General features: G+C 43.1%; 14 protein-coding genes. 2 read left to right on the top strand and 12 right to left on the bottom strand.

Going from position 1 to position 13,781, the window contains the following annotated elements:
* Positions 1-98: 98 nt before the first annotated feature.
* Positions 99-2,804 carry an aconitate hydratase AcnA gene (gene acnA, locus ACJA3J_RS10690; protein ID WP_406946219.1) on the bottom strand — a complete coding sequence of 902 codons (2,706 nt, stop codon included), beginning with the start codon at positions 2,802-2,804 and terminating at the stop codon, positions 99-101.
* 278 nt (positions 2,805-3,082) lie between these two features.
* Between acnA and ACJA3J_RS10685 the strand changes: the two genes are divergently transcribed.
* A complete protein-coding gene (locus ACJA3J_RS10685; RefSeq protein WP_089654989.1) occupies positions 3,083-3,511 on the top strand; it encodes a DUF2621 family protein in 429 nt (142 codons plus the stop codon).
* 12 nt (positions 3,512-3,523) lie between these two features.
* Here ACJA3J_RS10685 and ACJA3J_RS10680 read toward each other — a convergent pair whose 3' ends face one another.
* From ACJA3J_RS10680 to ACJA3J_RS10650, 7 genes are all read right to left on the bottom strand, one after another.
* Positions 3,524-4,006 (bottom strand): CcdC family protein, encoded by a 483-nt coding sequence (locus ACJA3J_RS10680; RefSeq protein ID WP_406946218.1) that lies wholly within the window; start codon positions 4,004-4,006, stop codon positions 3,524-3,526.
* 216 nt (positions 4,007-4,222) lie between these two features.
* On the bottom strand, positions 4,223-4,651 hold the full coding sequence (locus tag ACJA3J_RS10675; RefSeq protein ID WP_089654991.1) for a Na(+)/H(+) antiporter subunit B: 429 nt from the start codon (positions 4,649-4,651) through the stop codon (positions 4,223-4,225).
* Between the two features lie 64 nt (positions 4,652-4,715).
* Complete coding sequence (locus ACJA3J_RS10670) at positions 4,716-5,417, bottom strand: cytochrome c biogenesis CcdA family protein (RefSeq protein WP_115894936.1); 702 nt, start codon at positions 5,415-5,417, stop codon at positions 4,716-4,718.
* A gap of 139 nt (positions 5,418-5,556) precedes the next feature.
* Positions 5,557-5,781 carry a YneF family protein gene (locus tag ACJA3J_RS10665; protein WP_035505139.1) on the bottom strand — a complete coding sequence of 75 codons (225 nt, stop codon included), beginning with the start codon at positions 5,779-5,781 and terminating at the stop codon, positions 5,557-5,559.
* Positions 5,782-6,119: 338 nt separating this feature from the next.
* A complete protein-coding gene (gene tkt / locus ACJA3J_RS10660; RefSeq protein ID WP_406946217.1) occupies positions 6,120-8,123 on the bottom strand; it encodes a transketolase in 2,004 nt (667 codons plus the stop codon).
* A gap of 178 nt (positions 8,124-8,301) precedes the next feature.
* Positions 8,302-8,535 carry a DUF896 domain-containing protein gene (locus ACJA3J_RS10655; protein ID WP_089654994.1) on the bottom strand — a complete coding sequence of 78 codons (234 nt, stop codon included), beginning with the start codon at positions 8,533-8,535 and terminating at the stop codon, positions 8,302-8,304.
* Positions 8,536-8,620: 85 nt separating this feature from the next.
* Positions 8,621-9,280 carry a recombinase family protein gene (locus tag ACJA3J_RS10650; protein WP_089654995.1) on the bottom strand — a complete coding sequence of 220 codons (660 nt, stop codon included), beginning with the start codon at positions 9,278-9,280 and terminating at the stop codon, positions 8,621-8,623.
* Positions 9,281-9,580: 300 nt separating this feature from the next.
* Between ACJA3J_RS10650 and lexA the strand changes: the two genes are divergently transcribed.
* Entirely contained in the window at positions 9,581-10,204 is a 624-nt protein-coding gene (lexA, locus tag ACJA3J_RS10645; protein WP_089654996.1) for a transcriptional repressor LexA, read from the top strand.
* A gap of 47 nt (positions 10,205-10,251) precedes the next feature.
* On the opposite strand, the gene ACJA3J_RS10640 is transcribed toward lexA, so the two are convergent.
* The 4 genes from ACJA3J_RS10640 to ACJA3J_RS10625 all read right to left on the bottom strand — a co-directional run bounded on the left by ACJA3J_RS10640 (position 10,252) and on the right by ACJA3J_RS10625 (position 13,774).
* A complete protein-coding gene (locus ACJA3J_RS10640; protein ID WP_089654997.1) occupies positions 10,252-10,476 on the bottom strand; it encodes a hypothetical protein in 225 nt (74 codons plus the stop codon).
* Positions 10,477-10,639: 163 nt separating this feature from the next.
* The gene (gene glnA, locus ACJA3J_RS10635; protein ID WP_089652331.1) at positions 10,640-11,971 is read right to left on the bottom strand and encodes a type I glutamate--ammonia ligase; all 1,332 of its coding nucleotides are present in this window, start codon (positions 11,969-11,971) and stop codon (positions 10,640-10,642) included.
* Between the two features lie 24 nt (positions 11,972-11,995).
* Positions 11,996-12,400, bottom strand: coding sequence for a MerR family transcriptional regulator (locus tag ACJA3J_RS10630; protein WP_089652332.1), 405 nt, complete (start codon positions 12,398-12,400; stop codon positions 11,996-11,998).
* 126 nt (positions 12,401-12,526) lie between these two features.
* Entirely contained in the window at positions 12,527-13,774 is a 1,248-nt protein-coding gene (locus ACJA3J_RS10625; RefSeq protein WP_089652333.1) for a methionine gamma-lyase family protein, read from the bottom strand.
* Positions 13,775-13,781: the final 7 nt, after the last annotated feature.

Genomic DNA, 13,781 nt, shown 5'->3' with positions numbered 1-13,781 from the left:
CTTCATCATTAATCGCACACATTTGCGGTTATCGAACGCCTGGTTTTGAGAAGAATAAAAGGATCGCCCTTTTTAAAGGGCGATCCTCAGAAGGAAATTTAGTTCAATTTGTTACGTAGAACCATTTGTAGAATACCACCGTGGCGGTAGTAATCGACTTCCACTTCACTGTCGAAGCGGGCAATTACTTCAAATTCTTTCTTGTTGCCTTCTTCGTCTGTAGCAGTCACTTTGACAAGGTCACGTGGTTTAACATCTTCACCGACTTCGACGTCGAATGTCTCACGACCTGTCAAACCAAGAGATTCGATGCTGTCTTCCGGCTTGAACTGCAATGGAAGAACACCCATCATGACAAGATTTGAACGGTGGATACGCTCAAAGCTTTCTGCGATGACTGTCTTAATTCCAAGAAGATCTGTCCCCTTGGCAGCCCAGTCACGGGAGCTTCCCATACCGTAATCATTACCGGCAATGACCATCAATGGTGTCTGGTCTTCCTGGTACTTCATAGCCGCTGTATAGATCGGCATCACCTCTTCAGTCGGCCAGTACGTAGTGAAACCACCTTCAGTACCTGGAGCTAACTGGTTACGGATACGGATATTTGCAAACGTACCACGCATCATAACTTCATGGTTACCACGACGGGAGCCATAGGAGTTGAAGTTTCGAGGACTTACCCCATTGTCTTGCAAGTACTCCCCTGCAGGCATATCTTTTGGAATCGCACCTGCTGGTGAAATGTGGTCTGTTGTTACGGAATCACCGAATTTACCGATGACACGCATACCTTCTAGTGGCTTAACCGCTTCAGGGTCACTGGAAAGCCCTTCGAAAAACGGAGGATTCTGAATGTATGTGGATTTGTCGTTCCAATCATACAATGGTTCATCCGTTGTTTCGATTTCGTTCCATTTCTCATTCGAGTTGAATACATTTTCATACTCTTTACGGAAAATTTCAGGTGTAACAACACGGGAAATTTCTGATTTGATCTCTTCTTGAGAAGGCCAAATATCATTGAAATAAACGTTGTTTCCTTCAGTGTCTTTTCCGATCGGCTCATTTTTAAGGTCAATATCCACAGTACCTGCAAGCGCATAAGCAACCACAAGTGGCGGTGAAGCCAGATAGTTGGCTTTTACAAGAGGGTGGATACGTCCTTCGAAGTTACGGTTACCAGACAAGACAGAAGAAGCTGTCAAGTCACTGTCAGCAATCGCTTTTTCGATTTCCGGAAGTAACGGTCCGGAGTTACCGATACATGTTGTACATCCATATCCAACAAGGTTGAATCCTAGGTCATTCAAATAGGTCATCAGGCCTGAATCTTCAAGGTAGCGAGTAACAACCTTGGATCCTGGTGCTAAGGATGTTTTCACGTAATCAGGAACCTGTAGCCCTTTTTCAATCGCTTTTTTAGCGACAAGGCCCGCCCCTAGCATAACGTGAGGGTTGGATGTGTTCGTACAAGAAGTAATGGCAGCAATTGCAAGAGCCCCTGTCTTCATGACGGACTTGTCTCCATTATTGAACTTCACTTCAACTTCTTTGTCGAACTCAGATTTATCCAAGCCAAAACCGTGGTTTCCTGCTGGACCTGTAATCGCCTTTTCAAATGATTCTTTCATTTGAGAAAGAGGAATCAAGTCTTGAGGACGTTTTGGTCCAGACAAATTCGGCTCCAACTCACCGAGATCGATTTCAACAAGTGACGTGAATTCCGGGTCCTCAAAGGACGGATCATACCAAAGGCTGTTCTTCTTGCAGTATTCTTCTACAAGCTTGATTTGCTCTTCAGTGCGTCCTGTAAGGCGAAGGTACTCAAGAGACTCCCCATCAACCGGGAAGAAACCACATGTCGCACCATATTCAGGAGCCATGTTGGAGATCGTCGCACGATCAGCCAAAGGCATTTCCTGCAACCCTGGACCGAAGAACTCAACGAATTTACCAACAACGTTTTGCTCACGAAGTTTTTGAGTAACTTTAAGCGCGAGGTCAGTAGCTGTTGTCCCTTGTGGGAAACTTCCGTTCAGCTTCACTCCGATAACTTCTGGAGCTGGGAAGTAAGACGGTTGGCCGAGCATTCCAGCTTCTGCTTCTATACCACCAACACCCCAACCTAGCACACCAAGACCATTGATCATCGTTGTATGTGAGTCGGTTCCGACAAGTGTATCAGGATAAGTATCATAAGAGCCGTTCTCATTTTCTTTCGCGTGAACGACGTTTGCGATGTATTCAAGGTTTACCTGGTGAACGATACCTGTTGCAGGTGGAACAGCACGATAGTTATCGAACGCTTTTTGAGCCCAGTGTAAGAACTCATAACGTTCTTCGTTTCGTTCAAATTCCAACTCCATGTTCACGTTCAGTGCATCTGGTGTACCATACTTGTCTACTTGTACAGAGTGGTCAATAACAAGATCAACAGGAACTTCCGGGTTGATTTTGTCTGGGCTCCCCCCCATATCTACCATCGCTTTTCTAAGAGATGCCAGATCGACCACGGCAGGTACGCCGGTGAAGTCTTGCAAAATAACGCGGGAAGGCTTAAATGGAACATCTTCCCCTTTGGATTTCTCCGTTCCCCAGTTTGCTAGACTCTCGACATGATCATCGTTGATGACGCGTCCGTCGTGTTGACGTAATAGAGATTCTAGTAGGATACGGATGGAGAAAGGTAGACGGGAAATCTTACCATGTCCCGCATCTTCTAAGGCTTTCAAATCGTAATAGTTGTACGTTTGGCCATTGAGTTCAAATTGTTTGCGAGCATTAAAAGCATTGCTAGCCATATTCCTTTTACCCCCTCATCAATATTCAATAGTGAACCTTTTTTAAGGTTTCACCATTCCCCAATTTCTTACATTTGTTCCCTTTGTATAAAACAAGTTCACAAATCTGCAATCCTTATTGTAAATGAAAACGATTTATAAGTAAAATGAATGACCACAAATTTTTCTGAATTCCATAAATTTTATACAATTATCTACAAAAACGCATGCTTGTATTTAAAGGATCAACCTTTTATAATGAAATTAGAGAAGTCTAAGACAATGAAACAGGTGATAGTATGTCAGGTGGATTTGCCCTATTTATCGTTGGGTGGATTGTCATCATGATTGGTCTGATGAGCATTGGCGGTTTTTTTATGTTCCGCAAATTCCTGAAGCGTCTTCCAAAAGAGGACGGAAAATCAATCATTGATTGGGAAGAATATTACGTGGACAAGACAAAACACATGTGGTCCGCGGAGCAAAAAGACTTATTAGAAGAGTTGATCTCTCCTGTTCCTGAGCTTTTCCGGGATGTAGCAAGACAGAAGATTGCTGGACGCATCGGGGAAATTGCCCTGCAGAAAAAGAAAAAGAAAATCACGCAGGAGATTTTAATCGAGGGCTACATACGTGCGACCCCGAAGCGAGACCATAAATTTCTCGTTAAAAAGTTAGAGGAGAAAAAAATAGACATGAGCCCTTACGACCCATTGATCGAACGTTAAAAAGGACCTGGCTTAAGCCAGGTCCTTTTTAAATTCCAACTTTTTCTCTAACTTTAAGTATTGTTTCAACATGGCGATCCGCCAGGTCATGATCATACCGAATGCAAGCAGAAAGAACATTCCACTCGTCTCCCCAAAGGAAACATGCTGCCCAATAATGAGCTTGAAAACGACTCTCAAAATCAGTAGACCGAAAAGAATAAAAATAAAGGCCCTTGATGGTTTTAAATAAATATCTCCATCCCTCACCTCAAACTTGGAAGTGCGAATGAGGAAAATAGAAAAAATAACACCTATGAGAATGGCTTCAAACACCTGGTTCCATTCGACTCTGAACACCGGAAATACAAACATGAGGGCTCCTGTGCTCATCATAAAAGGGGGAAGAATAATTTTTTTTACACTTGCCGGTTTTTTTGCCGCTCGCAATCGGACAAAAATCATCGCTGTAGCCATACCAGCAGCCACAATGGTACTTGCAATTAACCAAAACATAAAGATTCACTCTTTCTACTCTGTCCTTAATATCAGTTCAACACAAGATCGATGGCATTCAGGACCTGAGCTTCATCAAAGGGTTTAACAACGAAGTTTTTCGCTCCACGTTTACTAGCTCGTAATACCCTCTGTAACCAAATCTGGTTGAAGTGAAGCATATTTTCCCACCGCTTCCCCTGCAATTAAAACTTTAGCCATGACGACCTCCCGCTTTTATTCCCTATCGTAGGCAATGGTCAAAATGATCGTCATTGTTACCCCTACAACAGCTAGATAGACACCTAGGTCGAACAAGAGAGCCGTAGCAAGTTCGGTCTTGCCTAAAATCGGTAGTTGAAAATAAGCGAACGTTTGGGTGAGGAAAGGCGCGTCAAAAACCATTCCACCAATCCCTGTTGCTGCCGCTACCATCAATCCAACAGGAATTAGAAAACGGAAATTAATCGGCAGAATCTTTTCCATCGCCTTACTTCCATAGGCCATATACATGAGGATAATTGCTGCAGCAGTCATTAAACCACCGATAAATCCTCCACCTGGAGCATTATGGCCAGCAAAAAATAAATAAACGGAAAACCCTAGTAAGATAAAGGCTATAAGTGTGGTTGTTGTTCTTAATATAATATCGTTGGTCTGGGTCATAAAAAAGCTCCTTTAATTTTTCTCTAGTATCATCTTAATATAAATCCTCTCTAAAATCCACGGCTTAGAACCCCTGAAAATCAAAGAGTCCTGCAAGATAGGAAGTAAGCATGGTCATCCAATCAAAATAAAGAGCAATTCCGACGAGGATCATAATATACCCGCCTATCTTAACAATTCCCGTACTATGGTTTTTAATCCAACTCAATTTGCCAATAAAGAACGACAAGGCTAAGAAAGGAATGGAAAAGCCAAGGGAATAAGACAGCATCATGACTAAGAAAAGTTCCGGAGAATCAGCCGCTAACGAAAGGACGGCCGCTAGTATAGGACCTGTACAAGGCGTCCAACCAAGTGAAAATGTAAGTCCGATAAGAAACGTGCCTATGTAACCAGAGGGTCTATTCTTGAAAGTTATCTTCCGGTCTTTCATTAAAAAATCAAAGTTGAATACGCCAATAATAACAAATCCGAAGAAAATAATCAGAATGGATCCTAAACGTCGGATCACGGATTCATATTGTATGAAAAACTGTGCAAAAAACGACCCTGAAAATCCTAAGATCAAAAAAATCGTCGTAAATCCTAATAAGAATAAAACCGTATGGATCAAACTTGCTCTTTTCAACATCCCATTGTCTTCTTTTAATTCATGCACACTCATCCCAGTAATATAGGAAAGGAATGCAGGGTACAGAGGAAATACACACGGGGATATAAATGATAAAAACCCTGCTCCAAAAGCAAGGAAAAGATTCACATCCATTCAATCATCACACCTTCATTCATAGTCGCCTCCTATTGTATCAAAGCTTCAGGCCTAACACGATGTTTATCTTGTGAACATCTACAGAAGTTCCCATAGAGAAAGCCTTCTTTCATTCGCGAAAGAAGGCTTAGTGTCATTATTTCATTTGATTGTTCATTGAACGCATCATCTGATTGATTTTCTTCTGAGACGGCTTCTGGCCCATCTGCATCATCAGTGTGCGTAACATTTGTTCGTTAATTGGCGGGTTCTTTTTCAAATAGTTCATCATATACTTTCTTGCGATGAAGAAGCCTAGAGCTGCACCACCGACAAGAGTCAATAAAGCAATGATGATGACCCAAACGATCCCCAATGTCATGACTTCGTCTTCCTCCTTCGTGTTGTCTCCCATAACAGTATAGTAAAACGTTCTCTAGAATACAATAGTCGTTTCAATATGACCGTAATCCAGACGCTACTAAACGAATCAACCGTTCATTAGATAAGCAAAAGCCTCCCACATGAAAAAAGGATCTCATCTTCTAGGAACGACGATGACCGTACCAGAGACAACAATCATTCTTATGCCTATTATATCACATAGAGCAGGGAAATCGAAAATGGTTGTCCCTACTATTTACCGCGAATTTTCAAGAGCAGATTGAAATTCACGGCATAAAAAGAAGCTGCCTTAGGAACAGGCAGCTTCTCCCTAGTTTATTTCATCAAGTTTTCCGCATGCTTCACTACGTTTTCTACAGTGAAACCATAGTTCTCAATCACAGTATTCCCTGGAGCAGAAGCACCGAACTTGTCGATTCCGATGACGGAACCATCCAAACCTACATAACGGTCCCAACCGAACGATGCGCCCATTTCAACTGCCAGACGTTTGCGGACAGAAGAAGGAAGGACTTGTTCTTTGTATTCTTTAGGCTGAGCTTCAAAGCGATCGAAGGAAGGTACACTGACAACACGGACGTCGTAACCATTCTTCTTCAATTCCGCTTGAGCTTCAACAATCAATTGTACTTCAGAACCTGAAGCAAGTAGGATCGCATCCGGCTCTTCTTTATCGGAATCGCTAAGGATGTACGCCCCTTTCTTCATTCCTTCGTATGCAAGTTCCTCTGTACCTTGAAGGGTCGGTAACCCTTGGCGAGTTAGGACAAGTGCTGTTGGAGTCGATTCAGACTCTAAAGCAAGTCTCCATGCCGCATTGGTTTCGTTCCCATCCGCAGGACGAAGGACGGAAAGGTTTGGCATCGCACGAAGAGAAGCCAATTGTTCCACAGGTTCGTGCGTCGGACCATCTTCTCCAACGGCAACAGAGTCATGAGTGAAGACGTAGTTCACAGGTAGGTTTTGCAGAGCGGACAAGCGGACCGCTGGACGCAGGTAGTCACTGAAGACAAAGAATGTACCCGCATATACGTTAAGTCCACCATGAAGACCCATTCCGTTTAAGGCAGCCGCCATGGCAAATTCACGAACTCCGAACCAGATGTTTCGACCTGCGTAGTTGTTACGTGAAAAGTCTTCTTCATCTTTGACGGCCGTTTTATTTGAACCTGCAAGGTCGGCACTACCACCAAAGAAGTTAGGGATAGCTTTTGAAAGAGCGTTGATCGCATCTCCAGAAGCTGCGCGTGTCGCAGGGCTGTCTTCGCCCACCTGATAAGTTGGAAGACTTTGATCCCAGCCTTCAGGAAGCTCTCCGCGAATCGCACGCTCAAACTCTTCCGCAAGCTCTGGATGTGCTTCTTTGTACTGAGCTATTAGGTTGTTCCAGGATTCTTCTTTATCCTGACCATTTTGCTGAACCTTTTCTTTAAAGTCCTGATAGACCTCTTCAGGTACGTGGAATGGCTCGTGATCCCACTTGTAGAACTGTTTAGCTGCCGTTCCTTCCTCTTCTCCTAAAGGAGCACCGTGGGAGGCAGACTTACCAGATTTATTAGGAGATCCATACCCAATAACCGTTTTCACTTCGATCATTGTTGGTTGATCTGTATTCGCTTTTGCTTTCTCAAGTGCCTGAGCAATATCCTCTGTGTTCGTACCATCCTCTACGCGAATCACCTGCCATCCATAGGCTTCATAGCGCTTTTCAACACTCTCGCTGAAGGAACGATCAAGGTCGCCATCAAGAGAAATATCATTGGAATCATAAAGAACGATCAATTTACCTAGACCAAGGTGACCGGCAAGAGAAGCTGATTCCTGGGATACCCCTTCCATCAAGTCCCCGTCACCACAAATGGAATAAGTGTAATGGTCAACGACATTATAACCTTCACGGTTATATTTCGCTGCAAGGTGAGCTTCAGCCATTGCCATTCCGGTCGCCATTGCAATACCTTGTCCAAGGGGACCTGTAGTTGCTTCTACACCGTCTGTGTGACCAAACTCTGGGTGACCAGGGGTTTTGGAATCCCATTGACGGAAGGACTTAAGGTCGTCCATCGTCACGTTATAACCGGATAAGTGGAGCAAGCTGTAAAGAAGCATAGATCCGTGTCCAGCAGATAGGACGAAACGGTCGCGGTCGAACCAGTTCGAGTTTTTCGGATTATGATCCATGAACTGAGTCCATAGCGTATATGCCATCGGTGCTGCACCCATCGGCATCCCCGGGTGTCCGGAGTTTGCTTTTTCTACTGCATCGATTGTTAAAGTTCTAATCGTATTGATTGATGTTTGTTCAAGGCTGTTTGCCATGTTCAACATTCCCCTTTCGTTTCAGGTATATGTACCATGTATTATCCTATAATGAAATTCATTTTGAAACAAGCGTTGTGCGAAATCTTTGCACAACCTCCCACCTAATTTCCCCCTTATTAAGGGTTTTAAACAAAAAAACCGCATTCGAAAATTATCGAACACGGAGATTTAAAAATTAGTTCTTTTTTTCGTTTTCCTGCATTTGACGGAGCTTCTTAGGTGTCACGTCATCCCCATTCGGGTCGATGACGGTAACTCCTTTCAGCTGATTCTTGAAAGATTGACGAGCATTTTTCAAGTATTCCTGACGCAGTTTCTGCTGTTCCGCTTTTTCTTCCTTCGAAAGTTCTTCCTGCTTGGATTTATTCGCTAGTTCATTTATACGATTAATTTTTTCTTTAGATAACATAGATCCTTCTCCTTTACTCATAGTCTGGATCGTAAAAACATGAAAAAGACAAGAAATCCACAGATCCTTGTCCTTAAACTATATATTACCGTGATTCTTCTTCTTTTTCAAGCGATAGGTATTCCTTGTATCTGCGATGAACCGTAGCCTTCGATACATCATATCCAAGGCCTCTTAGTGTCGCAGCGATATCTTTAAACGTCAGCTCATTTTTCCTTAACCGGACCACTTCTTCAATAGGAAATTCGATTCTCTCACGACCTGGCGCCTGGTCCCGATTGGATAAATTGATTGATGGGTCATAGCCGCCCTCAACAGCTTTTCTCATTCCCCGGCGTATTTTCATATTATGTATTTTTCTCTGGTATTCCTCTACGATCCCCACAATCTGTAAAACCATAGAATCCGACTCTGATAACTGCAACTCTCCCTGATTTGATAAAGAATACACCTTAATATTCAACCGATTCAATTGATGAAACAATGCGATTTTCGTATTCCCACGTCCCAATCGAGTCTCATCCTGAATCACCAGAGCTTCCGCACGCCCGGAAGAAAAATATTCCAGCATACGGAAGATCCCGTCCCGCTCAATATCGTAACCACTCGCTTGTTCTTCAATACATTCCACAACTTCAAATTCGTGACTCTCTGCCATTGAAGTCAACTCGGTTCTTTGGCGGTTTAATGATGTCACTTGAGCTTCTTTTTCCGTACTTACCCTGCAGTATAAAATCACCTTCAATTGAATGTTCCTCTCTCTTTCTCTATTAAACAGCTGTGACCATAGAATAATAGAGAATGATAAAACTAACAATAAAAAGAATAATGTAGGTGTAGTCCAGCTTCGATAATTTGTTAAACATACATAACCCCTCCGTTTTCATAGAACGAACGTTCTTAAGAACCTGTGTTCGCGTTTGTTAATTTTATTATATACGAACACAGGTTCTTGTCAATGGTTTTTTTCGAACGCGTGTTTGTATTTTTGAATCATAAGTGGTACAATGTGGTTACTATAATCCTATGTACGAGGTGCTAATCTATGAGTAAACTTTCAAAACGGCAGCAGGAAATACTAGATTTTATTAAAGAACAGGTTTTAATGAAAGGATATCCACCATCCGTAAGGGAGATCGGTCAATCCGTTGGTCTCGCTTCAAGTTCAACAGTACATGGTCACTTATCCAGATTAGAGAAAAAAGGCTATATTAGACGCGATCCGACGAAACCTCGTGCCATTGAAGTAATTGAATTGGAAGAAGATCACAGTATTCCGAGAAGTGAAGCCTCCTACGCTCCAGTAATCGGTAAAGTCACGGCCGGTTCCCCGATTACAGCTGTAGAGAATATCGAAGAATATGTCCCGCTTCCAGATACACTCGCAGGATCGGATGACAACACGTTCGTCCTGATCGTCCAAGGGGAAAGTATGATTGAGGCAGGAATTCTAGACGGCGACATGGTCATCGTCAGACAACAGCAAACCGCTCAGAACGGTGACATCGTCGTGGCGATGACAGAAGATGAAGAAGCAACTGTAAAACGATTCTTCAAGGAAAGAAATCACGTTCGTTTACAGCCTGAAAACGCAACAATGGAACCAATCCTATTACAGGACGTATCCATTTTAGGGAAAGTCGTCGGTCTATACAGAACCGTACATTAATTGAAAGAGGCGAGTTTTGTTAAACTCGCCTCTTTCTTTATTTTTTGTCATGCTCCATAACTTTTCCGGATGGAGGTTAAAGGAAATACAGACAATATATTATTTTTTCTGAACGTTCTCACTTGTTTTCGTTCATAGCAGTAAGCAATTACATATTCATCCTGAATGTCGACCACTCTAACCACCCGTTGAGACAAATCGCCTTTGTGGTTGATATAGATCCATTCCAACTTCATCTTTTCGAGTTTTGAACGTTGGATTAATGCTTCCATTGGTGACACCTCCATAACAGGAACGTTTGTTCTTACTAACATTATATGTAACACATCCCCCAAAGTATACGACCAAAATCTTGGAATTATCTTCACCCCATTCAAATTGTTCCGTGAGGCAAAGAAAAACCCTTGAAGCTATTAGCTTCAAGGGTTTTAAGGTTTAATACGTCTGTAAATATTGTTCGCGTTCCCAGGGATGAACCTGTGTACGGAACATATCCCATTCAATTTCTTTCGCTTCGATGAAATGTTCAAATAGGTGTTCGCCGAGAGCTTCTACCATGATTGGATCTTGATGCAGCTCTTCCAATGCATCATACAAAGTAGCAGGTAGGTCTTTAACTCCGTGTGCTTCACGCTCTTTCTTATCCATCACGTAAATGTTCCGATCGACAGGAGCTGGTGCTTCCAGTTTATTTTCCACACCATCAAGTCCAGCAGCAAGAAGGACTGCCATCGCCATGTATGGGTTCGCTGATGGATCCACACTCCGAACTTCGATTCTTGTGCTCAAACCACGGGATGTTGGAACACGTACGAGCGGACTACGGTTCTGACCGGACCATGCTACATAACATGGAGCCTCATACCCTGGTACAAGACGCTTGTAAGAGTTGACAGTAGGGTTTGTCACGGCTGTGAAGTTCGTTGCATGCTTGATGATGCCTGCTGTAAACTGGTAAGCCACTTCTGACAGTTGTTCCTTCCCTTTCTCATCAAAGAAAGCATTACCCTTTTCGTTGAAAAGAGACATGTTCGCGTGCATACCAGATCCATTCACGCCAAACAACGGCTTAGGCATGAACGTTGCATGCAAGCCATGTTGACGTGCTATCGTTTTGACGACAAGTTTGAATGTTTGAATATCATCACAGTGCTTGACGGCATCCGCATATTTAAAGTCGATTTCGTGCTGACCTGGAGCGACTTCATGGTGAGAGGCTTCAATTTCAAAGCCCATTTCCTCAAGCTCAAGGACGATGTCACGACGGCAGTTTTCACCAAGATCGGTCGGTGCCAAGTCGAAATAGCCGCCTTTATCATTCAATTCCATCGTCGGTTCGCCTTTTTCATCTAATTTGAATAGGAAAAATTCAGGTTCTGTACCAATGTTGAAAGCAGAAAATCCGAGTTTCTCCATTTTTTTGATGTTACGCTTTAAGTTATAGCGTGGGCATCCTTCAAAAGGAGTTTGGTCTGGGTTGTAGATGTCACAGATGAATCGTGCGACCTTCCCTTTTTCTGAAGTCCAAGGGAAAACGACGAAGGTATCCAGGTCTGGAACCAAATACATGTCCGACTCCTCGATACGAACGAATCCTTCAATGGAGGACCCGTCAAACATCATCATGCCATCAATAGCTTTATCCAACTGGCTTAGTGGAATTTCCACGTTTTTGATCGTACCAAGCATATCCGTGAACTGAAGACGGATAAACTTGACGTTTTCCTCATCGATTTTTTTGTAGATTTCTTCTTTTGTTAAACCCATTGAATTTCTCCTCTCAACACAAAATTAATGGAAGAACCTTGACATTTCTCCCTGTCTGATTGCTAATTTACCTTGTCTTCCCGCTGTGAATAGTTCTCGTTGCAGCATACGACGTAGTTCTTTTTCGGTAAGTTCATTATGAACTTCCTTCACTTGATCCTCGTCATATACTTCATTATCTGGCTGATCGTTCAGCTTCAGAACTTTCTTGATTCCGGCCATGTTCACACCTTGATCGATCAAGTCTTTGATTTCAAGCAGCCGATCAACATCATTAAATGAGAACATGCGACGGTTCCCTTCTGAACGGGCCGGCTGAACCAGCTCGTGCTGTTCGTAGTACCGGATCTGCCGTGCAGTAAGGTCTGTCAATGATTGAACAATCCCCATCGGGAATAACGGCATAGAACGACGAATTTCATCACTCATCGATGTGCCACCTCCCCATAAGAATGATACTTTAATTATACGTCACGCAAGGGATATGTCAACATATGTGAGGAATGTTCACACAATTTGGGGCTATTTTTTGAAAGGGTTATCATTCCCTCCGCTTCAAAGTTTAACCATACCCTCTTCGATCAACTGCTCTACCGCTTGTACGACAGCGATCTTTACATGCGCGTAGGTCAATCCACCTTGAACGAATGCCGTATATGGGGGACGAATAGGACCATCGGCCGTCAATTCAAGACTCGCGCCTTGAATGAAAGTACCCGCAGCCATAATAACTTCATCCTCGTATCCAGGCATGGCGCTCGGTTCTGGTTTGAAATGAGAATTTACAGGAGATGCCTGCTGAATGGATTGACAGAACCTGATCATTTGTTCAGCCGTATTGAAATTTACGGATTGAATCAAATCCGTCCGCTTCACATCATAAGCCGGAGATGTGTCGAAGCCCCATTCACTTAAATATTTAGAAGTGAAAATAGCTCCTTTCAAAGCTTCTCCTACAACATGTGGTGCGAGGAAAATCCCTTGATACATCTCTTGCAGGCTGTTTAAACTCGGCCCTGTTTCTTTCCCTAACCCCGGAGCCGTCAGTCGATAGCTGCATTTTTCAATCAGGTGTTCATGTCCCGCAATATAACCCCCGACTCTGGCAATCCCGCCTCCCGGGTTTTTTATTAATGAGCCAGCAATCATGTCAGCACCTACTTCAAGCGGTTCTTTCATTTCTACGAATTCACCATAACAATTGTCAACAAAAATTATCACATCGTCTTTTGTGTCACGAACGAACTGAATGATGGATTGTAACTCGCCAATAGTAAATGAAGGACGATCCTCGTATCCTTTGGACCTTTGGATGGCTACGACCTTCGTTTTTTCATGTATAGCTGCTCGGATTCTATCATGAGAAAAAGCCCCACTTCCTTCTAAAGGAACGGTTTGATAGCTGATACCAAAATCACTTAAAGAACCTGTATCCTTATTGTCTTCAGAACCAATGACATCTCTTAGGGTGTCATAAGGATCTCCAGATATGTAAAGCAGTTCATCCCCCGGGCGCAGGACACCGAATAAGGCGGTCGTGATCGCATGCGTTCCGGAGATGAGCTGAGGTCTGACAAGGGCATCTTCCGCTTTGAATATTTCTGCATACAATGCCTCTAGTGTGTCTCGCCCAAAGTCATCATAGCCATAACCTGTCGTCGGATTAAAGTGAGAATCGCTGACCCTCAGTTTATGGAATGCCTTTAATACCTTTTCTTGATTGTACTCGACAATCTCATCAACCATCTCGTGTTGGTTCTTGATCTCTTTTTCTACATGGTGTTTCAATTCTTGAATGTTCATGATGAGT

The sequence above is a fragment of the Halobacillus sp. SY10 genome (assembly GCF_045401165.1).
Classification (GTDB): domain Bacteria; phylum Bacillota; class Bacilli; order Bacillales; family Halobacillaceae; genus Halobacillus; species Halobacillus aidingensis.
This window is presented reverse-complemented; position numbering and strand designations above follow the sequence as displayed.